Origin of the sequence: Streptomyces sp. NBC_01210 (assembly GCF_036010325.1) — a bacterium.
In the GTDB taxonomy this organism is placed as follows: domain Bacteria; phylum Actinomycetota; class Actinomycetes; order Streptomycetales; family Streptomycetaceae; genus Streptomyces.
Genome location: NZ_CP108549.1, coordinates 4,799,768 through 4,820,462 on the forward strand (window position 1 = coordinate 4,799,768; position 20,695 = coordinate 4,820,462).

The window sequence follows — 20,695 nt, forward strand, 5'->3', positions numbered from 1 at the left end:
CAATTGCGCCATATGTACGCAGTGGTAGGGAATCCTAACGAGTTCTTGATGCCTGTCCCCCTATCGGAGTCCCGCCGTTGAGCAGGTGGCGCGGCTTACGCTCGCGCCGTGTTCAACGTGACAGGGATTCTCAAGCGGCTGGTCATCGGCCGGGCCATGCGCAGTGAGGAGCTGGGCGAGACGCTGCTGCCCAAGCGCCTCGCCCTGCCGATCTTCGCTTCCGACCCGCTGTCCTCGGTGGCTTATGCCACCCAGGAGATCCTGCTGGTGCTCACCCTTGGCGGGCTGGCCTATCTGCATTTCACGCCGTGGATCGCGGCCGCGGTCGTCGCGCTGATGACGGTGGTGGTGCTCTCCTACCGCCAGGTCGTGCACGCCTATCCGAGCGGCGGCGGATCGTACGAAGTCGCCTCGACGAACCTGGGCCCCTCCGCCGGCCTGGTGGTCGCTGCCTCGCTGCTGGTCGACTACGTGATGACCGTGGCCGTCTCGGTCGCCTCCGGGGTCGACAACATCATCTCGGCCGTGCCCGCCCTGGTCGACCATCGGGTACTGATGGCGCTCGTCTTCGTCGCCGCCCTGACCGCGATGAACCTGCGCGGGGTGCGCGAATCCGGCCAGGCGTTCGCCGCTCCGACGTATCTGTTCATCGGTGGCGTGCTGATCATGGTCGGCACCGGCCTGCTCCGCTACCTGCTCGGCGACGCACCGGTGGCCGAGAGCGCCGCGTACGGCATCAAGCCGGAGCCCGGGGACGCGAACCTGGCGGGACTGGCCCTGGTGATGCTCGTCCTGCGCGCGTTCTCCAGCGGCTGTACGGCGCTGACCGGTGTGGAGGCAATCTCCAACGGTGTGCCGGCGTTCCGCAAGCCCAAGTCACACAACGCGGCGGCCACCTTGGCCGCGATGGGCATCATCGCCATCACCATGTTCGTCGGCGTCACCACCCTCGCCATCGTCGCCAAGGTGCACATCACCGACGATGCCTGCCGGCTCACCGGTCTGACCGGCGACTGCTCCTCGTACACCCAGCGCACCGTCATCGCCCAGCTCGCGGCCTCCGTCTTCGGCGGCGAGAACAGCGTCGGCTTCTACTTCATCCAGGCAGCCACCGCCCTGGTCCTGATCCTCGCCGCGAACACCGCCTTCAACGGCTTCCCGCTGCTCGCCTCGATCCTCGCCCAGCACCGCTATCTGCCGCGCCAGTTGCACAACCGCGGCGACCGGCTCGCCTTCTCCAACGGAATCCTGGCCCTGGCGATTGTGGCCGGTCTGCTGCTGTGGGCGTACAAGGCGAATGTCACCAGCCTCATCCACCTCTACATCCTGGGCGTGTTCACCTCCTTCACGCTCTCCCAGACCGGCATGGTCCGGCACTGGAACCGTGAACTGCGCACCGAGCCCGACCCCGCCACGCGCCGTCGGCACCAGGTGGCCAGGATCATCAACGCCACCGGCGCGGTCGTCACCTGCCTGGTCCTGGTCATCGTGCTGGCCACCAAGTTCACCCAGGGCGCCTGGCTGGCGGTGCTCGCCGCGATCGTCCTGTTCGTGATGATGCGGGGCATCCGACGTCACTACGATGCCATCGCGGCCGAACTGGCGGTCACCGACCCGCGCAGCGAGATGAAGCCGCCCTCCCGCGTGTTGGCCATCGTGCTGGTCTCCACCATCCACAAGCCCACCCTGCGAGCGCTGGCCTACGCCCGCGCCTTCAGGCCGGACCGCCTGGAAGCACTTACCGTCGCGGTCGACCGCGAGCAGGCCAACGCGCTCCAACGCCAGTGGGAGGACTACGAAATCCCGGTGCCGCTCAAGGTCCTCGACTCCCCGTACCGAGAGATCACGCGGTCGGTCATGGAGTACGTCCGTTCCATCCGGCGCGACAGCCCGCGGGACGTCGTCGCGGTCTTCATCCCCGAGTACGTCGTCGGCCACTGGTGGGAGGCCCTGCTGCACAACCAGTCCGCACTGTGGCTCAAGAGCCGCCTGCTCTTCACCCCCGGCGTCATGGTCACCAGCGTTCCCTGGCAGCTCACCTCCTCCGCGCACGCCGACCACCCGGCCGCCCGTGCTCCCGGCTCGGTCCGCCGCGGAGAACCCACCAAGCCCCACAACAGTGAAGACATCAGCGCACATCAGTAACCGGGCGGTCTCCCGTAACCGGTCCGCACCTGCAATGGGGCAGGCATCGGCTGAGCGACGTTCGTCGCTGCCGCGTGCGACGAAAGTGGGGCGTGGACGGCGGGGTTCGCTGCTTAGGGTTCGGGCGTGGACGCGTCATCGAAGTTCCGGACCGGTTGGCAGTGGCTGGCGGCGCCCGAGTTGTGGTCGCGGCGGCGGACCGCCGGGGAGGCGGTGCTCGCGCTGGTGCTCGGCCTCATGGCGGCAGGGACCGAGGAACTGCTGGGCAGCGAGGGGCTGCGGCTGCTCGCCGTGGGAGCGGCGGCCGCGGTGCTGTCGCTGCTGCGGCGGCGGATGCCCGCGTCGGTGCTGGTGGTGACGAGTGCGCTGGCGTCGCTGCTGAACGGCTTCGCCCCGCTGCTGATGGTCGTGGGGTGGTCGGCGGGTCGCAGGATCGTGGGCGCCGGGCGGACGCTGGCGGCGTTCACCATCGCGTACGTCCTCTTTGACGCCATCGTGCTCCTGGACTCCTGGTCGCAGCAGCCACCGATGAGCCTCGTGCTGTTCACCACCCTGTACTTCCTGGCGACGACGGTCGTACCGGGTCTGGCCAGCCGGTACTGGACGCAACGCAGGACCCTGTTGCATGCGCTGCAGGAGCGCAATGCCCAGCTGCTGCGTGAGCACGCGATGGTGGCGGGGCAGGCGCGGCTGCGTGAGCGGCAGCGGATCGCGCAGGACATGCACGACAGCCTCGGCCACCAGCTGGCGCTGATATCCGTGCACACCGGGGCGCTGGAGGTGGACCCCGAGCTGACGCTGCGGCAGCGGGAGGTGGTCGGGGTGCTGCGGGGCGCATCGGTGACCGCGATGCATGAGCTGCGTGAGGTCGTCGGAATTCTGCGGGACGGGGTCGAAGGGCCCGCGCCGGTGGACGAGTCGGGGCGGTCCGCGCGCGGGACGGCCGGGATCGAGGGGCTCGTCGAGGCGGCGCGGGTGGCGGGGAACACGGTGGGGCTGCGGCGTACGGGCGAGGTGCGGCCGCTCGCCGCGGCGGCCGACCACGCGGCGTACCGCATTGCGCAGGAGGCGCTGACCAATGCGTACAAGCACGCTCCCGGCGCCCCGATCGGTGTGGAGCTGCGGTACGAGCCGGACTCGTTCGTCGTCGAGATCATCAATGGGGCGGCTGGGGGTGTGGCGCCGGGCGAGGTGGTCAGCGGCGGGCAGGGGCTGACCGGGCTGCGTGAGCGGGCGCGGCTGGTCGGCGGCATGGTGCATGCGGGGCCGGCTCACGGCGGGGGTTTCCGGGTGGCGGGGGTGCTGCCGTACGGGGTGGTGGAGGCGGCGCCGTTCGTCGCCGCGGAGGACGACTTCCGCCAGCAGTCGCCGAAGGCCGCTCTCGGGAACGGTGCTCCGGTCATGGACTGGAGTGTCTCCGAGCGGGAGCTGGCGATGGCCGGCCGCGACCGGAGCAGGGGCGGCGGGTGGGCGCTGGGGTGCGGAATCGCACTGGCGGCCCTGCTGGTGCTGGTGGTTGCCGGTATCTTCGGGCTGTTCTTCCTGGTGGGGGCGGCAAACAAGGGGATGATCGACCCGGAGGAGTACGAGCGAGTGCAGATCGGGGCGGACGAGGACGAGGTCCGCGACCAGCTGCCGAGCGGGGACACGATCGTGACGACCGGGCTGGCCGGGACGGGTCCGAAGGAGCCGGCGGGCTCTGCGTGCCTGGTGCTGATGTCCTCGGAGGTGGGGGACGACTTCGACACCGAGCCGGTGTTCCGGTTCTGCTTCAAGGGCGGCAAGCTGATCGAGAAGCAGACCTACGAGGTCAGCCGGTAGGCGGGGCGAGGCGCAGCGAGGTGCAGCGAGGTCCGGGGTGGAAGTGGGGGTGGATGTGACGGGGTCGCCGATACGGGTCGTCGTCGCTGATGACGAGCCGCTGATCAGGGCCGGGATCCGGATGATCCTCACCTCGGACCGCGGGATCGAGGTCGTGGCGGAGGCGGCGAACGGCCGTGAGGCGATCGATCTGGCCCGTTCGCACAGCGCCGATGTGGTGCTGCTCGACATCCAGATGCCGGTGATGGACGGGCTCACCGCGCTGGGGGAGCTGCGCAGGGCTCTCCCCGCGGCGCGGGTGATCGTACTGACGACCTTCGGTGAGCGGGAGAACGTACTGCGGGCGCTGGAGTGCGGGGGTGCGGGGTTTCTGCTGAAGGACACGGCACCCGCGGAGCTGATCCGAGCGGTACGGGCGGCGGCTGCGGGCGATGCCTATCTCTCCCCCGGCGCGACCCGGCATGTGGTGGACCAGCTGGCCTCGGGGCGGGCGGCGGCGCGCGGTGAGGAGGCGCGGGCCCGTGTGGCGGGGCTGAGCGGGCGTGAGCGGGAGGTGCTGGCGCTGCTCGGGGAGGGACTGTCCAACGCTGACGCCGGTCGGCGGCTGCATATGAGCGAGGCCACGGTGAAGACGTACGTGAGCCGGATCCTGGCGAAGCTGGAGTGCGAGAACCGGGTGCAGGCGGCGCTGCTGGCGCGCGACGCGGGGCTGTGAGCGCTGGCTCGCGAAGCGGTACGGGGCGGTGAGTCGGGGATGCTGATCAGGGGATGCTGATCGCCGGATGCCGATCGGGCGATCGTGAACGACGTTTCACGTGGAACATGCGCGTTCGCTGCTTCACGCGAAACGCCCGCGGAGGTGTATCCGTCCATCCCCCGCGGGCGCGCGTGCTCCGTCTGCGCGATCAGGCGGCGAGGCGCGCGGCCAGCTCCTTGCCCTTCTGGGCGGCCTCGCCCAGTGCCTTGGTGCGGGAGGCGTCGGCGAGCGGAATGAGCTCGGCCATCTCCGGCCTCGAGCGAGCCAGCGTCAGCTCGGGGACGATGAAGTCGACCTCGGCACCGAGCATGCCGGTGAACACCTTCTCCAGGTAGTTCTGGACGAACTCGAAGTCCTCGCGCGGGGTACCGGGGGCGTATGAGCCGCCGCGGCTGGCGACGATGGTCACCGGGGTGCCGGCCACCGGGCCGTCGGGGACGCCCGCGTTGTGACCGACGACGATCACCTGGTCCAGCCATGCCTTGAGGGTCGACGGGATCGTGAAGTTGTACATCGGTGCGCCGATCAGAACGGCGTCTGCCGCGTTGAGCTCGGCGGCGAGTTCGGCGCGCAGTGCGTCGTCGACGCCCGCTGAGGCGGCGGCGAAGTCCAGGTGGGGCACGGGGGCGGCGGCGAGGTCGCGGTAGACGACCTTGCCGTCGGGGTGTTGCTCCTGCCAGGCCTGGACGAAGGCTGCGGTGGTATCGCGGGAGGCCGAGCCCTGAGGGAAGACGGCAGAGTCCAGATGCAGCAGCGTGGCCATGAGGTGCTCCAGGGGATGTGTGTTACCGAAATTCCGTACGTACCTATGGATAACATAGTCACTTATTTTTTGTAAGTCCCTTGTGTCGGCGCAGTACCCTGGGGGTATGGCTGAACGGGGCATGGCTGAACACAGCGAGGAAGCGTGCAAGAAGGTCGACGGGGGCATCACCCGCGTCTTCGAGCTGCTCGGCAAGCGCTGGACCGGGCCGATCGTCTCGGTGCTGATGCAGCACGCGGTGCACTTCGCGGAGCTGAGGCGGGCCATTCCGGGCATCAGTGAGCGCATGCTCTCGGACCGGCTGACCGAGCTGGGGGCGGCGGGGCTGGTTGTGCGGGAGGTCGACGAAGGGCCGCCGCTGAGGGTCGCGTACCGGCTGACCGAGGCCGGGGCTGCGATGGAGCCCGCGCTCAAGGAGCTGGCGCTGTGGGCGGAGACGCATCTGGGGCACACCGGCAAGAGCGGCTGCTGAGCCCGATCGGAGCTGCTCCCCACGTTGTCCACAGGGGGAGACGGGTGTCGGCCGGCAGCGGTACGGTCTTTGGCAGTTGATGTTGAAGTTGATGTCGTACGACGACGGGGGAGGCAGCGCTTCATGAGCGAGGCTGAGGCGGTGACGCCGGTGCAGCAACCGGAGTCGGGCGGTGTCGTGGCCGATGGTGGCAACGGGCGCATTCCGACGGTGGCCGGCTTTGCGCGGCGTACGGCGGCGGGGACGGCCGGCGCTCCAAGTGCTGTGCAGTCGCCGAAGGAGAAGGGCAAGGCGCTGCGGGACCGGATCCCGCGGTCCTCGCACGACTCGCTGGTGCTCGCCGTGGAGCGGCCCGGCGCGATCCAGGCCGTCGAGGAGTCCAGCCGGGGCCGGGTACCGGAGCTCACACCGATACGGGTGGGCCGGATGGCCGCCACGCCCTTCGCCTTTCTGCGCGGCTCGGCCGGGCTGATGGCCCATGACCTGGTGGGCACGCCGGTCACCGGGGTGAGCGCGCAGATCTGCGGTGATGCGCACGCGGCGAACTTCGGGCTGTACGGCGACGCGCGCGGCCGCCTCGTCATGGATCTGAACGACTTCGACGAGACCGTCGTCGGCCCGTGGGAGTGGGACCTCAAGCGGCTCGCGGTCTCACTGGTGCTGGCAGGGCGTGTGGCGGGTGCGGACGAAACCGTCTGCCGGGCGGCCGCGTTCGACGCTGTGGGCGCGTACCGGCGCACCATGCGGCTGCTGGCGAAGCTGCCGGCGCTCGACGCGTGGAACGCCATCGCCGACGAGGAGCTCGTTTCTCACACGGACGCGCGGGATCTGCTCGGCACCCTGGAGCGGGTCTCGGCGAAGGCCCGTAACAACACGAGTGCGCGCTTCGCCGCCAAGGCGACGGAGGAGTGCGGCGACGGCGGACGGCGCTTCGTGGACGCGCCACCGGTGCTGAGGCGGGTGCCGGACGCGGAGGCGGCGGCTGTTGCCTCCGCACTCGCGGAGTACCTGGCCACCGTGTCGGAGGACCGGCAGCCGCTGCTCGCGCGCTACACGGTTCATGACGTGGCCTTCCGGGTGGTGGGGACCGGGAGCGTCGGCACCAGGTCGTATGTGGTGCTGCTGCTCGACCACCGGGGAGAGGCGCTGGTGCTCCAGGTGAAGGAGGCGCGGGCCTCGGCACTGCTGCCCTATCTGCCGGCCGCCGGGTTCGCGGTCGGGGATGTGGAGCACGAGGGGCGCCGGGTGGTGCTCGGCCAGAAGCGGATGCAGGTGGTCAGCGACATCCTGCTGGGCTGGACCACGGTGGAAGGACGGCCGTTCCAGGTACGGCAGTTCAGGAACCGCAAGGGCAGTGTGGACCCGGCAGCGCTCGCGCCGGACCAGGTCGACGACTACGGGCGGATGACCGGCGCGCTGCTCGCCAGGGCGCATGCGCACAGCGCCGACCCGCGGCTGATCGCCGGGTACTGCGGCAAGAACGAGGAGCTCGACGAGGCGGTGGCCGGCTTCGCCATGACCTACGCCGACCGTACGGAAGCGGACCACGAGGAGCTTCTGGCGGCGGTCAAGAACGGTCGGATAGCCGCTGAGCTGGGGGTGTGACAGGGTGCGCCGCCGCGCCCGTAGGCTGGACGGGTGACCCAGGATGCACCCGGGGGGCCCACGACCCGGAACGACGAAGAGCAGGACGCGCAGACGCGGCCCGAGGCCCGGCTGGCGAAAGCGGTGCGCGCGGCCGAGCAGGCGCTGATCGAGTTCGAGATCGCACTGGAGACGTTCCGGGTGGAGGTGGAGAACTTCTCCCGACTGCATCACCAGAGGCTCGGTCCGATGTATGCGCGCCTCGACGAGCTGGACGCTCAGATCGCGGAGGCCCGGGCCGCCGCCACCGGCGACCCGGAGGATCTGCGCAAGGCGCAGGAGGCGCGGGCCATGGTGATGCCCATGCCCGGCGTCGACGAGCTCTTCCACGACTGGATGGATTCCGACGGCCTGTCGCCCGAGGCTGCCGCGATGCTGAACGATCAGCCCGTACGGGCGCCGAAGCGGGTGCGGCCGAGCGAGGAGGCACGCAAGCTCTACCGCGAGCTGGCGCGCAAGGCGCATCCGGATCTGGCCCAGGACGAGACTGAGCGGGCGCGGCGTGATGAGTTCATCACGCGGGTGAACGCCGCATACGCGCTCGGGGACGCGGCGATGCTGAAGGAGCTGGCCGAGGAGTGGGCGGCCGGGCCCGTGCCTCCGGAGCAGCAACTCAGCGAGAGTGAGGAGCTCTACGCGCGGCTCGAGTGGCTGTCGCAGCGCAAGGAGCTGCTGACCGCGGTCGCCCAGGAGCTGGAAGAGAGCGCGATCGGCGCCATGCTGCGGATGGCGCCGGACGACCCGGACCGGCTGCTGGAGGAGATCGCCGAGCAGCTGCTGGCACAGGTCGCCGAGCGTGAGGCGGAACTGTCCGGACTGGTGGAGTAGGTTGCTTGAGGCTTTCCAGAAAGCCTCAGGACCCTGCAGCGCACGTACGAGAGAAGGCATGACCCATGAATTTCGCCCCGCTGCCCTCGGTGGACGTCGCGGCGGTACCGTCCGGCGGTCTGGTGCTGGATGTCCGGGAGAACGACGAGTGGGCGGCCGGGCACGTCGACGGCGCGCTGCACGTCCCCATGAGCGACTTCGTGGCCCGCTTCGGTGAAGTGACCGAGGCGGTTGCCGACGGCCGCCGGGCGTATGTGATGTGCCGCGTCGGTGGCCGGTCCGCGCAGGTCACGCAGTATCTGGTGCAGCAGGGCATTGACGCTGTGAACATCGACGGCGGCATGCTCGCCTGGGAGGGCGCCGGACGCCCGATGGTCACTGACAACGGCGGCCCGGCTTCCGTCCTCTGAGGTGCCCCGCTCGTATGTCGGTGAGCCGCTAGCCGAGGGGGTGGGCGGCCAGCAGGTCGCCGAGGGCCTCCTCATGGGCCGCGGCCGGGCCGAGTGAGAGCTCGAGCTGCTTGGCCCATGCGTGGTAGCGGTGCAGTGGATAGTCGGTGTCCGCGCCGAAGCCGCCGTGCAGATGCTGTGCGGTCTGGACGACACGGCGTACGCCCTCCGAGGCCCAGATCTTCGCCACCGCGACATCGCCGGCCACAGGCAGCGGGCCGCCGACCCCCGGGCCGTGCGGCGACGGGGCCAATCTCCAGGCCGCCTGCCAGAGGGTCGCTTCCATCGAGCGGAGATCTATATAGCGGTCGGCTGCCTGGACGGCGACGGCCTGGAACGTCGCGACCGGGAAGCCGAACTGCTCGCGCTTGCCGGTGTATGCACTCGTCATGGAGAGCACGCTCTCGCCGAGTCCGAGCGCGAGTGCGCAGGTCCCGGTGGCGAGGAGCTGGCGCAGCCATTCCCAGGCGCCTTCGGCGTCGATCAGTTCGCTGCTGTCGATCCGTACGAAGTCCAGGCTGACCTCGGCGAAGCGCTCGCCGCTGGTGGAGATCTGCTCGGCGAGAGCGAGGCCTTCCCGGTCCCGGGGGACCAGGGCGAACACGGCATGGCCTTCATCGGTGTGTGCCGGCACGGCGATCCGGTCCGCGGACTGCGCCCAGGGCACGCCTGTCTGCACGCCGTCGAGGACCCAGCCGTCCCTGTGCTCGCTGTCCCGGCGTGCGGTGACGGCGAGCTCGGCGGGGTCATGGCCGGTGCGGCCGTGGGCGCCGACGGTGAGCACCAGCTCGCCGCGGCCGATCCGGGGGAGTATCTCGTCGCTCAACTCCGCCCTGCCGTAACGCTCTACGGCCATGGCGACCGCGCTCGTCTCCAGCAACGGCACCCGTGCCAGCACCTTCGCGGACTCCCGCAGCACCAGGCAGAGCGCTATGGGGTCCAGGCCGGCCCCGCCGTGTTCCGGCGACAGAACCAGACTCAGCAGATCGGTGTCCGCGAGCTTGGCCCACAGAGGCCTGTCGAACTCCTCGGCCACCGCGCCCGGAGTGAGCGCGGGGCTCGGCACTCCGTCCGGCGCGACGCCCGAGAAGACCGCCTTGGCTGCCTCGACGGCCGCCTGCTGCTCCTCGGTGAAGGTGAAGTCCACTGCCTGTCCTCCCATGCACCGGCGCTGCCCGAATCCCTACCTGACGGACCGTCAAGATAGAACAGGTTCTTGAAAAAGAACACAGCCCGGAAAAGGACAGGGCCTCGAAGAAAACGACAGCGAGGTCAGAGGCTCAGTGGTTGTCGGTGGTCGTCAGCGGTCGAAGTCCAACTCCACTTCCGGTGTGGCCGGATGGGACTGGCAGGCCAGTACATAGCCCGCGTCGGTCTCCTCCGGCTCCAGCGCGAAATTGCGGTCCATGCGCACCTCGCCCGAAACCAGGAAGGCTCGGCAAGTGCCGCAGACCCCGCCCTTGCACGCGTACGGCGCGTCCGAGCGGCTGCGCAGCACTGTCTCCAGCAGCGATTCGCCTTCCTGTACCGGCCACTTGCCGGACCGGCCGTCGAGGGTGGCGGTGAGTGAGGCGCGGGCCGGGGCGGTCACCGACGCCGGAGCGGGCGCCGAGCCGTCGTCGACATGGAAGATCTCCTCGTGGATACGGCTCCGGTCCACGCCGAGCCCGCGCAGCGCGCGTTCGGCGCCCTGGACCAGGCCGAACGGGCCGCACAGGAACCAGCCGTCCACATCCGCCACCGGAAGCAGGGCCGGCAGCAGCCCGGTCAGCCGCTCCTGGTCCAGGCGTCCGGACGGCAGGCCTGACTGCTGTTCCTCCCGGGAAAGCACAGTGACCAACTGAAAGCGGTCCGGGAAGCGGTCCTTCAGATCGGCGACCTCATCCAGGAACATCGTGGACGCCGCGGTGCGGTCGCTTCGTATCAGACAGAACCGCGCCTCCGGCTCCCGCGCCAGCAGCGTCGCCGCCATCGACAGCACCGGGGTGATGCCGCTGCCGCCGACGACCGCGGCGAAGTGCCCGGGACGCGGCGCGAGGAGGAACCTGCCCATCGGGGGCATCACCTCGACGGTGTCGCCCACGACGAGCTCCTTGAGCGCATACGTCGAGAACTCGCCGCCGTCGACCAGCCGGATGCCCACGCGCAGTACCGGATCACTGCCGGCCGGGGCGGCCGGAGCGCAGATGGAGTACGTACGACGGATCTCCTGGCCCTGCACGAGCCTGCGCAGAGCGAGATGCTGACCGGGGGTGTGGCGGAAGGTCTCCCGCAGCTCGGGCGGCACCTGGAGAGTGACAGCGACCGAGTCGTCCGTGAGCTGTTCGACCTCGCTGACCCGGAGCGGATGGAACATCTACAACTCCTTGAAGTGGTCGAAGGGTTCGCGGCAGGCGACACAGCGGCGCAGTGCCTTGCAGGCGGTGGAGGAGAACCTGCTGAGCAGCTCGGTGTCGGTCGATCCGCAGTGTGGGCAGCGCACGGAGAGAGTGAGCGGCACCGGTCCCTCCGCCGCGTGTGAGCGGGGTGGGGCTATTCCGAACTCGGCGAGCTTGCGCCGTCCTTCCGCGCTGATGTCGTCCGTGGACCAGGCCGGGGAGAGGACCTTGATCACCGAAACATCCGGTATCCCGTGGCTGTGCAGCACCTGCTCGATGTCCGAGGTCATGGCCTCGATCGCCGGGCAGCCGGTGTACGTGGGGGTCAGCTCGACCTCTACCCTGCCGGGTCCGAGGATCTGGACTCCGCGGAGCACGCCGAGCTCCTCCAGTGTCAGCACCGGCAGCTCCGGGTCGGGCACGGAGCCGGCGAGCCTGCGCAGCTCGGCCTCGAGCCGCGTATCGGTCCCGGTTGTGGCCCCTGTCGCGGTCCCGGTCTCAGCTGCGGTCACCTCGGTCACCATGACGCCCCCGGATGGCTGCGATGCAGATGCTGCATCTCGGCAAGCATCAGCCCGAAGGACTCGGTGTGCAGACCCTGCCGTCCCGCGCCCGCCGACCATCCGCCGGACCGCGGCCCGTCGGGCACGGCCAGTGTCGCGCGCTCCAGGACCGCGGTGACGGTCTCGAGCCAGCTGTCCTGCAACGACTGCCAGTCGATGTCCAGCCCGTCGACCGGCTGGAACATCTCGCCGGTGAACCGCCACAGCGCGTCGCACGCCCGCTGCATCCGCTCATGGCTCTCGTCGGTGCCGTCACCGAGCCGCTCGGTCCAGTGCTCGGCGTGGTCCTGGTGGTACGCGACCTCCTTGACCGCCTTCGCCGCGAGCCCGGCGAACTCACTGTCCCCGGTCGCCAGCCGTCCGTACAGCAGGCGCTGGTAGACGGAGAAGTAGAGCTGGCGGGCGATGGTGTGTGCGAAGTCGCCGTTCGGCTGCTCGACCAGCTGGAGATTGCGGAAGGCCCGCTCCTCGCGCAGATACGCCAGCTCGTCCTCGTCCCCGACGAGGGAGAGCAGCACCCGCGCCTGGCCCAGCAGGTCCAGCGCGATATTGGCGAGGGCGACCTCCTCCTCCAGTACGGGCGCGTGGCCCGCCCACTCCCCCAGCCGGTGCGAGAGCACCAGCGCGTCGTCGCCGAGAGCGAGTGCCGCGGCATTCACCGTCGTGGTCACAGGTGCTTCACCCCTTCCGGGATCTCGTAGAAGGTCGGGTGCCGGTAGGGCTTGTCGCCGGCCGGCTCGAAGAAGGAGTCCTTCTCGTCCGGCGAGGAGGCCGTGATCTCCGTGGACGGCACCACCCAGATCGAGACGCCTTCGTTCCGCCGGGTGTAGAGATCGCGGGCGTTGCGCAGGGCCATCTCCGCGTCCGGGGCGTGCAGGCTTCCCGCGTGGGTGTGGGACAGCCCCCTGCGTGAGCGGACAAAGACCTCCCACAGCGGCCAGTCGGTCGAGCTGCTCATGCCGTCGCCTCCCCGGGCTTCACGTGCTGTGCTTGGTGCTTCGTGGCATACGCCGCGGCCGCGTCCCGAACCCAGGCACCCTCTTCGTGCGCCTGGCGGCGCTGGGTGATCCGCTGTTCGTTGCAGGGCCCGTTGCCCTTGAGGACTTCCTGGAACTCGGCCCAGTCGATCGCGCCGAAGTCGTGGTGTCCCCGCTCCTCGTTCCACCGCAGATCGGGGTCGGGGAGGGTGAGGCCCAGGGCTTCGGCCTGCGGGACGCAGATGTCGACGAAGCGCTGGCGCAGCTCGTCGTTGGAGTGCCGCTTGATCTTCCACGCCATGGACTGCGTCGAATGCGCCGACTCGTCGTCCGGCGGGCCGAACATCATCAGTGACGGCCACCACCAGCGGTCCACCGCGTCCTGCGCCATCTCGTGCTGCGCGGGCGTCCCGCGGGAGAGGGTGAGCAGCAGCTCGTACCCCTGCCGCTGGTGGAAGGACTCCTCCTTGCAGATCCGGACCATGGCGCGGGCGTACGGGCCGTAGGAGCAGCGGCAGAGCGGCACCTGGTTGGTGATCGCCGCGCCGTCCACCAGCCACCCGATCGCGCCGACATCGGACCAGGTCAGCGTGGGGTAGTTGAAGATCGAGGAGTATCTCTGGCGGCCGGCGTGGAGCTTGTCGAGCAGCTCCTCGCGGCTCGTGCCCAGCGTTTCGGCGGCGCTGTACAGGTACAGCCCGTGGCCCGCTTCGTCCTGCACCTTGGCCATCAGGATCGCCTTGCGACGAAGCGAGGGCGCCCGGGTGATCCAGTTCGCCTCGGGCTGCATTCCGATGATCTCGGAGTGGGCGTGCTGCGCCATCTGGCGCACCAGCGTGGCCCGGTACGCGTCCGGCATCCAGTCGCGTGGCTCGATGCGCTCGTCGGCGGCCACGGCGGCGTCAAAAACCGCCTCGTACGTATCCGCAGTCACTGCCGTCATCCGGGCCCCCTACCGACCGATCGTTCGGTTCATTGGCTTCAATGGTGAGTCGACGGCCCGTAGGGTGTCAACCCTGTGGATAACTGAGGTGGACCGATGGAGATCGGGGCGGGATGGACTCCTACGAGGACGAGGACGTCGAACGCGCCAGGAGCCTGAGCTCCGGGCCGCCGCCCGGAGGCGCTCCCGAGCCCGCTGACCAGCCCGAATCCCCGACCGAGCCGGAGTCCGACCCCGAGCCGGAGTCCGAGCCGGAGCCGGAGCCGGAGTCCGAGTCCGAGCCCGGGCCGCAGCCCCAGTTTGAGTCCCAGCTCCGGTTCGAGTCCGAGCCCGCCCCCACGAGTGGCATGGCGGCGCTCTCCCTCCCCTACCAGGTGGCCGCCGCCGTCTCGCTCGCGATGATCGGTGCCCTCGCCTGCGTCCACCTGGCCATGGTGTTTCTGCACGTCGCCCCTTCCAACACCGTGACCAAGCAGTACGGCGAGGCGGTCGACGGCTGGGTCTATCCCGAGTTCGAGCAGAACTGGAAGCTCTTCGCCCCCAATCCACTCCAGCAGAACGTCGCCGTGCAGGTCAGAGCCGAGTTCACCGTTTCCGACGGCAGCCGCAGGAGCAGTGACTGGATCGACCTCACCGACGAGGACGGCGAGGCGATCCGCGGCAACCTCCTCCCCAGCCATGTCCAGCAGAACGAGCTGCGCCGGGCCTGGGACTTCTACGTCAATGCGCACGACAGCGAGAACCGCCCCAACGGTCTGCGCGGCCAGCTCTCCGAGAGCTATGTCCGCCGCATCGTGATGCAGCGACTGGATGCGCACGATCTGGGCGGCCCCGTCGAGCGGATCCAGCTCAGGTCCTCGACCCGCTCGGTCAAGGCCCCGGAGTGGAGCGACGAGAAGATGGACACCCGCCCCGCCCACCGGATCCTGCCCTGGTGGACGGTGACTGCCGCTGATCTCCCCGGGGGAGTCCGTAACGGTCGTACGGAGGCGGGCACGTGAACAAAACCGTCGACGGCCGGCTCGCCCGCACCGTCCAGCGTGTCACCTCCACCGCCCTCGGTCCGTACCAGAGCGCGACCATACGGATCGGCTTCGCCGTCGGCTGGCTGCTCTTCCTCCTGCGCGAGCTGCCCAACCGCCATGAGATGTACGGGCCCAACGGTCCGTGGAGCTGGGAGATGTCGCGGCAGCTCATCGCGGGCAATGAAGCCTTCACCGCGCTCATGTGGTCGGACAACACCCTCTGGTTTGAGATCGTGTACGGCGTCGCTGTGCTGTCCAGCGTGCTGCTGATGCTCGGCTGGCGTACCCGCACCATGTCGGTGCTCTTCATGATCGGCGTACTGTCACTGCAGAACCGTTCCATCTTCATGGGCGACGGCGGCGACAACGTCATCCATCTGATGGCGATCTATCTTGTCCTGACGCGCTGCGGACAGATCTGGTCCCTGGACGCACGCCGAGCCGCCCGGGCAGCAGCGGCGGCAGTCCCCGGCCTGCCGCCCCGCGACCGGGTCGGCCCCGCGCTCTGGGTGGTCCTGGGATTCGGCCTGGTCATCGCCACCTTCCTGAACCAGACCGGCTCCTTGGTACTGCTGCTTCTCTGGGGACTGTGGGTGGTGCAGGGGCTCTGGTGGATGGTGAGCCGGTACGCCCCGTCCAGCGAGCCGCGAACCCTGCTGGATGTTCTCGCCAACCTCGCGCACAACGCCGCGCTCGTCGTGATCATGGCCGAGGTCTGTCTGATCTATGCGACGGCGGGCTGGTACAAGATCCAGGGCTCGCGCTGGCAGGACGGCACCGCGCTCTACTACCCGCTCAAGCTCGACTACTTCACGCCGTGGCCGGCCCTGTCCGACCTCCTGGCCTCCAGCGGCGTGATGGTGATGGTGCTGACGTACGGCACGGTCATCGTGCAGGTCGCCTTCCCCTTCACGCTCTTCAACCGTCGCGTCAAGAACGTCCTGCTGGCGGCCATGATGATGGAGCACGCCGCGATCGCCGTGCTGCTCGGACTGCCGTTCTTCTCGCTCGCGATGATCGCCGCCGACGCGGTCTTCCTGCCGACCGCCTTCCTGGTCTGGCTCGGCGGCCGGGCCGTGCGGGGGCGGGACCGGCTGTTCTCTCGGGTGGACGTGACGCCGCGGCAGCGGCAGGGAAGCCAGGAGCAGCCCCGTACGCTCGTTGGGTGAGTACCACCGAAGAACCGATTCAGTACGACGAGGCTGCCTTCTTCCCGGGCAAGCAGAGCGTCCCGGACGAGGTCGGCGTCGGGCCGCACCCGAGGCCGTGGCCGCAGGACGCGCGGTATGACCCCGAGCTACTGGCCGAGGGCGACCGGCGCAATGTTGTCGACGAGTACCGGTACTGGACGCGCGAGGCAATCGTCGCTGACCTGGACACACGGCGGCACGACTTCCATGTGGCCGTGGAGAACTGGGGTCACGACTTCAACATCGGTTCTGTGGTGCGTACCGCCAACGCTTTCCTGGCGAAGGAGATCCACATCGTCGGCCGGCGACGCTGGAACCGGCGCGGGGCCATGGTCACCGACCGGTACCAGCATGTGCGGCACCACCCGGACACTGAGTCGCTGACCGCCTGGGCGGCGGCCAAGGGTCTGCCGATCATCGGGATCGACAATCTGCCGGGGTCGGTGCCGCTGGAGCGGACCGAGCTGCCACGGCGGTGTGTGCTGCTCTTCGGACAGGAGGGGCCCGGGCTGACGGAGGAGGCGCGCAGGCACGCGGCGATGGTGTGCTCGATCGCGCAGTTCGGCTCGACCCGCTCGATCAACGCGGGCGCGGCGGCGGCGATCGCCATGCATGCGTGGGTGCAGCGTTACGCGGAGATCCCGTCACCGTAGGGGCATGTGTGAGCGGAGGCGAGGCGGTGACCCGTACCCGTCCTACCGGGTCACCGCCTGTCCTGCCGTCACGCTCGCCGTTACGCCCGTCGTCACGCCTGGCGGCGGACCTCCACCACACGGAATCGGTTCGAGACGAAAGCTCCGTCACACAGTGCCGCGTTCGCCGCCGGGTTGCCGCCCGAGCCGTGGAAGTCGGAGAACGCCGCGGTCTGGTTGACGTACACCCCGCCCGTCAGATTCAGCGAGAGCTGAGCCGACTCCTCCAGGCAGATGTCCTCGATCGCGCGCTCCGTCTCCGTCGAGGTGGTGTACGCGCCGACCGTCATCGCGCCCTTGTCGCGGACCGTGCGCCGCAGCAGCTCCAGCGCGTCCGCCGTCGAGTCCACGGCGACCGCGAACGAGACCGGGCCGAAGCACTCCGACAGATACACCGATTCGGCGTCTGGCTTGGCGCCGTCGAGCTTGACCACGACCGGCGTACGGACGACGGCATCCGGGAAGTCGGGGTTGGTGATCTTCCGTGAGGGCAGAGCCACTTCGCCCAGTCCGGAGGCCGCCTCCAGGCGCCCCTTCACATCAGGGTTGACCAGCGCACCCAGCAGGGCGTTCGCGCGGGCGTCGTCGCCGAGCAGGCCGCCCACCGAGGCCGCGATATCGGCGACCACCTCGTCGTACGACTTGGGTCCGACGTCCGTCGTGATGCCATCTCTCGAGATGAGGAGGTTCTGCGGGGTGGTGCACATCTGGCCGCTGTACAGCGACAGCGAGAAGGCCAGGTTGGAGAGCATCCCCTTGTAGTTGTCGGTGGAGTCGATGACGACGGTGTTGACGCCGGCCTTCTCGGTGTAGACCTGCGCCTGGCGGGCGTTGGCCTCCAGCCAGTCGCCGAACCCGGTCGACCCCGTGTAGTCGATGATCTTGATCTCGGGGCGTACCGCGAGGGTCTTGGCGATCCCCTCGCCCGGACGCTCGGCGGCCAGGCAGACCAGGTTCGGATCGAACCCCGCTTCGGAGAGCACCTCGCGGGCCACGCGAACCGTGAGCGCGAGCGGCAGCACCGCGCGGGGGTGCGGCTTGACCAGGACAGGGTTGCCGGTGGCCAGGGAGGCGAACAGCCCCGGGTAGCCGTTCCACGTCGGGAAGGTGTTGCAGCCGATCAGCAGGGCGATGCCGCGCCCCGCGGTGGTGAAGGTCTTCCGCAGCTCCAGGGGGTCGCGCTTGCCCTGCGGCTTGGACCACTCGGCGGCGGTCGGCGTGCGGGTCTGCTCCGCATAGGCGTAGGCCACGGCCTCCAGGCCGCGGTCCTGGGCGTGCGGGCCGCCCGCCTGGAAGGCCATCATGAAGGCCTGGCCGCTGGTGTGCATCACCGCGTGCGCGAATTCATGGGTGCGGGCGCTGATGCGGGACAGGATCTCCACGCAGACCAGAGCCCGCATCTCGGGGCCGGCCTCGCGCCAGGCGCCCATGCCCGCGCGCATCGCGGGCAGCAGTACATCCAGGTCCGGGTGCGGATACTCGATGCCCAACTCCGGTCCGTACGGCGAGACTTCGCCGCCCGTCCAGTCGTCCGTGCCCGGCTGGTCCAGCTCGAAGCGGGAGCCGCGAAGGGCCTCGAAGGCCGCTAGCCCGTCGGCCGGCGCGCTGTCGCCGTACGCCTTGGGGTGCTCGGGATGCGGGGACCAGTACGCGCGGGTGCGGATCGCTTCGAGGGCCTGGTCGAGCGTGGGCCGGTGGGTCTCGGTCAGCTGCATGAAGGACCAACTCCTCGTCGAGCTGGGCAGGGAAGGATTGACAGAGTTAGAGTAACCGAACGATCGGTCGGTACAAGGGGACCTGTCAAACCTGTGGACAACTCATCGGGGAGGATCACTCCCATGACCGCCATCGAGCCCATCGACGCCGTCGACGAGAGCCGTACCGTCGCCGTCGTCGGCACCGGCACCATGGGGCAGGGCATTGCCCAGGTCGCCCTTGTCGCCGGCCATCCCGTACGTCTCTACGACGCCGTTCCCGGGCGGGCGGGCCAGGCCGCGGAAGCCATCGGCGCGCGCCTCGACCGGCTGGTCGAGAAGGGCCGGATGGACGCCGTCGAGCGCGACGCCGCCCGCGGGCGGCTGCGGCCGGCCGCCGATCTTGCCGAGCTCGCCGATGCGGCGCTCGTCGTCGAGGCGGTCCTCGAGCAGCTCGTGGTCAAGCAGGAGCTGTTCGCGGCGCTGGAGAAGATCGTCGCGGACGACTGTCTGCTCGCCACCAACACCTCCTCGCTCTCCGTCACGGCCGTCGCGGGCGCTCTGGAGCGCCCCGGCCGCTTCGTCGGACTGCACTTCTTCAATCCGGCGCCCCTGCTCCCCCTCGTCGAGGTCGTCAGCGGCCATGCGACCGACGAGGAGGCGGCCACGCGCGCGTGGGCGACGGCGGCGGCCTGGGGCAAGACTCCGGTGCGCTGTGCCGACACCCCCGGTTTCATCGTGAACCGCGTCGCCCGCCCCTTCTACGCGGAAGCCTTCGCGGTGTACGAGGAGCAGGGCGCCGATCCGGCCACCATCGACGCGGTGCTCAGAGAGTCCGGCGGCTTCAGAATGGGCCCCTTCGAGCTCACCGATCTGATCGGCCAGGACGTCAACGAGGCCGTCACACGTTCCGTCTGGGAGTCCTTCTTCCACAGCCCCAAGTTCCTCCCTTCCCTCGCGCAGTGCCGTCTTGTCGAGTCGCGCCGCCTGGGCCGGAAGTCCGGCCACGGCTGGTTCTCGCACGCCCAAGAGGCGACAAAGCCCGCGCCGCACACCGCGGAGCCGGCGGACGCCCCCGAGTCCGTCGTGGTCGAGGGTGATCTGGGGCCGGCCGGGGAGCTGATCGCGATGATCAGGGAAGCGGGCATCACGGTGCGGCACGAGGACGACGACAAGGGGACGCGGCTGGTCCTGCCCAGCGGAGGCCAGCTGGTCCTCGCCGACGGCCAGACGTCCGCCGAATTCCGCGATGTCGTCTACTTCGATCTGGCACTCGACTACCGGTCCGCGACCCGGATCGCCCTGTCCGCCGCCGACAGCGTCGAGGAGCAAACGCTCAAACAGGCGACTGGCCTCTTCCAGGCGCTCGGGAAGCAGGTCAGCGTCATCGGTGACATACCGGGCATGATCGTCGCCCGTACCGTCGCGATGCTCGGCGACCTGGCGCTGGACGCGGTCGCCAAGGGGGTCGCGACCAGGGAGGACATCGACACGGCGATGCGCCTCGGGGTCAACTACCCCCTGGGGCCGGTCGAATGGAACGAAAGACTTGGACGTGACTGGGCGTGGGAGCTGCTCGGCAACCTTCATGAGAGCGTGCCGACCGGACGCTACGCCCGGTCCCTCGCGCTCCATCAGTGGTCCTACGAGACCTCACAGGAGGACGCCTCATGACCACCGCCAAGCGCGATACGTACACCCCCGAGACGCTGCTGACCGTCGCCGTTCGGATCTTCAACGAGCGCGGGTACGACGGCACGTCCATGGAGCACCTCTCCAAGGCGGCCGGCATCTCCAAGTCCTCGATCTACCACCATGTCGCCGGCAAGGAGGAGCTGCTGCGCCGTGCGGTCAGCCGGGCGCTCGACTCGCTCTTCGCCATCCTTGACGAGCCGGGCGCCGTACGGGGACGGGCCATCGAGCGGGTCGAGTATGTGACCCGGCGCACCGTGGAGGTGCTGATGGCCGAGCTGCCCTATGTGACGCTGCTGCTGCGCGTACGGGGCAACACAAAGACCGAGCGGTGGGCGATGGAGCGGCGCCGCGAGTTCGACCAGCGGGTTGCCGATCTGCTCAAGGCTGCCGCGGCGGACGGTGATCTCCGCGCGGACATGGACATCCGGCTGGCGACCCGGTTGCTCTTCGGCATGGTGAACTCCCTGGTGGAGTGGTACCGGCCGCATGCGGGTGGCGGCTACGACGGCGATCAGGTTGCCGAGGCGGTCGTACGACTGGCCTTCGACGGGCTGCGGACGGGCTCCTAGAGCCGACTGAGCCGGCGCGGGGCCGACTGGGCCGACTGTGCCGTGGAGTCAAGGCTCATTGAGCCGACCGGGCCCACTGAACCGACCGAT

Annotated in this window: 20 protein-coding genes; 12 read left to right on the top strand and 8 right to left on the bottom strand. The window is 69.4% G+C overall.

What is annotated here, in order from left to right:
- Nucleotides 1-156: 156 nt before the first annotated feature.
- The 3 genes from OG735_RS21735 (at nt 157) to OG735_RS21745 (ending at nt 4,681) form a co-directional block, all read left to right on the top strand.
- On the top strand, nt 157-2,145 hold the full coding sequence (locus OG735_RS21735) for an APC family permease (protein ID WP_442812620.1): 1,989 nt from the start codon (nt 157-159) through the stop codon (nt 2,143-2,145).
- A gap of 126 nt (nt 2,146-2,271) precedes the next feature.
- The gene (locus OG735_RS21740) at nt 2,272-3,966 is read left to right on the top strand and encodes a sensor histidine kinase (RefSeq protein WP_327324844.1); all 1,695 of its coding nucleotides are present in this window, start codon (nt 2,272-2,274) and stop codon (nt 3,964-3,966) included.
- Between the two features lie 55 nt (nt 3,967-4,021).
- On the top strand, nt 4,022-4,681 hold the full coding sequence (locus OG735_RS21745; RefSeq protein WP_327328406.1) for a response regulator transcription factor: 660 nt from the start codon (nt 4,022-4,024) through the stop codon (nt 4,679-4,681).
- Nucleotides 4,682-4,871: 190 nt separating this feature from the next.
- Here OG735_RS21745 and OG735_RS21750 read toward each other — a convergent pair whose 3' ends face one another.
- Complete coding sequence (locus OG735_RS21750; RefSeq protein ID WP_327324845.1) at nt 4,872-5,486, bottom strand: FMN-dependent NADH-azoreductase; 615 nt, start codon at nt 5,484-5,486, stop codon at nt 4,872-4,874.
- Nucleotides 5,487-5,607: 121 nt separating this feature from the next.
- On the opposite strand from OG735_RS21750, the gene OG735_RS21755 reads away from it, so the two are divergent.
- The 4 genes from OG735_RS21755 (at nt 5,608) to OG735_RS21770 (ending at nt 8,840) form a co-directional block, all read left to right on the top strand.
- Nucleotides 5,608-5,958 carry a winged helix-turn-helix transcriptional regulator gene (locus OG735_RS21755; protein WP_327328407.1) on the top strand — a complete coding sequence of 117 codons (351 nt, stop codon included), beginning with the start codon at nt 5,608-5,610 and terminating at the stop codon, nt 5,956-5,958.
- 123 nt (nt 5,959-6,081) lie between these two features.
- Nucleotides 6,082-7,563 carry a DUF2252 domain-containing protein gene (locus OG735_RS21760; protein WP_327324846.1) on the top strand — a complete coding sequence of 494 codons (1,482 nt, stop codon included), beginning with the start codon at nt 6,082-6,084 and terminating at the stop codon, nt 7,561-7,563.
- Between the two features lie 33 nt (nt 7,564-7,596).
- Nucleotides 7,597-8,430 (top strand): hypothetical protein, encoded by an 834-nt coding sequence (locus OG735_RS21765; protein ID WP_327324847.1) that lies wholly within the window; start codon nt 7,597-7,599, stop codon nt 8,428-8,430.
- Between the two features lie 65 nt (nt 8,431-8,495).
- Nucleotides 8,496-8,840: a rhodanese-like domain-containing protein gene (locus tag OG735_RS21770; protein WP_327324848.1), complete on the top strand. Its 345-nt coding sequence runs from the start codon at nt 8,496-8,498 to the stop codon at nt 8,838-8,840.
- Nucleotides 8,841-8,868: 28 nt separating this feature from the next.
- On the opposite strand, the gene OG735_RS21775 is transcribed toward OG735_RS21770, so the two are convergent.
- The 6 genes from OG735_RS21775 to paaA all read right to left on the bottom strand — a co-directional run bounded on the left by OG735_RS21775 (nt 8,869) and on the right by paaA (nt 13,740).
- Entirely contained in the window at nt 8,869-10,026 is a 1,158-nt protein-coding gene (locus OG735_RS21775) for an acyl-CoA dehydrogenase family protein (protein ID WP_327328408.1), read from the bottom strand.
- Between the two features lie 153 nt (nt 10,027-10,179).
- Nucleotides 10,180-11,235 (bottom strand): 2Fe-2S iron-sulfur cluster-binding protein, encoded by a 1,056-nt coding sequence (locus tag OG735_RS21780; RefSeq protein ID WP_327324849.1) that lies wholly within the window; start codon nt 11,233-11,235, stop codon nt 10,180-10,182.
- Entirely contained in the window at nt 11,236-11,769 is a 534-nt protein-coding gene (gene paaD, locus OG735_RS21785) for a 1,2-phenylacetyl-CoA epoxidase subunit PaaD (protein ID WP_327324850.1), read from the bottom strand.
- A gap of 5 nt (nt 11,770-11,774) precedes the next feature.
- On the bottom strand, nt 11,775-12,491 hold the full coding sequence (gene paaC, locus OG735_RS21790; protein WP_327324851.1) for a 1,2-phenylacetyl-CoA epoxidase subunit PaaC: 717 nt from the start codon (nt 12,489-12,491) through the stop codon (nt 11,775-11,777).
- Complete coding sequence (gene paaB / locus OG735_RS21795) at nt 12,488-12,778, bottom strand: 1,2-phenylacetyl-CoA epoxidase subunit PaaB (protein ID WP_326651202.1); 291 nt, start codon at nt 12,776-12,778, stop codon at nt 12,488-12,490. The genes paaC and paaB overlap by 4 nt, the downstream gene beginning before the upstream one ends.
- Entirely contained in the window at nt 12,775-13,740 is a 966-nt protein-coding gene (paaA, locus tag OG735_RS21800) for a 1,2-phenylacetyl-CoA epoxidase subunit PaaA (protein ID WP_327324852.1), read from the bottom strand. The genes paaB and paaA overlap by 4 nt, the downstream gene beginning before the upstream one ends.
- Before the next feature lie 113 nt (nt 13,741-13,853).
- Between paaA and OG735_RS21805 the strand changes: the two genes are divergently transcribed.
- The 3 genes from OG735_RS21805 to OG735_RS21815 are packed head-to-tail and all read left to right on the top strand — an operon-like array spanning nt 13,854 to nt 16,608.
- Complete coding sequence (locus OG735_RS21805) at nt 13,854-14,741, top strand: DUF5819 family protein (RefSeq protein WP_327324853.1); 888 nt, start codon at nt 13,854-13,856, stop codon at nt 14,739-14,741.
- Nucleotides 14,738-15,934 (top strand): HTTM domain-containing protein, encoded by a 1,197-nt coding sequence (locus tag OG735_RS21810; RefSeq protein WP_327324854.1) that lies wholly within the window; start codon nt 14,738-14,740, stop codon nt 15,932-15,934. The genes OG735_RS21805 and OG735_RS21810 overlap by 4 nt, the downstream gene beginning before the upstream one ends.
- On the top strand, nt 15,931-16,608 hold the full coding sequence (locus OG735_RS21815) for a TrmH family RNA methyltransferase (protein WP_442812465.1): 678 nt from the start codon (nt 15,931-15,933) through the stop codon (nt 16,606-16,608). Before OG735_RS21810 ends, OG735_RS21815 begins: the two co-directional genes overlap by 4 nt.
- 92 nt (nt 16,609-16,700) lie before the next feature.
- On the opposite strand, the gene paaN is transcribed toward OG735_RS21815, so the two are convergent.
- Nucleotides 16,701-18,362: a phenylacetic acid degradation protein PaaN gene (gene paaN, locus OG735_RS21820; RefSeq protein ID WP_327324855.1), complete on the bottom strand. Its 1,662-nt coding sequence runs from the start codon at nt 18,360-18,362 to the stop codon at nt 16,701-16,703.
- Between the two features lie 141 nt (nt 18,363-18,503).
- Between paaN and OG735_RS21825 the strand changes: the two genes are divergently transcribed.
- Nucleotides 18,504-20,015, top strand: coding sequence for a 3-hydroxyacyl-CoA dehydrogenase (locus OG735_RS21825; RefSeq protein ID WP_327328410.1), 1,512 nt, complete (start codon nt 18,504-18,506; stop codon nt 20,013-20,015).
- Nucleotides 20,012-20,605, top strand: coding sequence for a TetR/AcrR family transcriptional regulator (locus OG735_RS21830; protein ID WP_327324856.1), 594 nt, complete (start codon nt 20,012-20,014; stop codon nt 20,603-20,605). Before OG735_RS21825 ends, OG735_RS21830 begins: the two co-directional genes overlap by 4 nt.
- Nucleotides 20,606-20,695 lie beyond the last annotated feature (90 nt).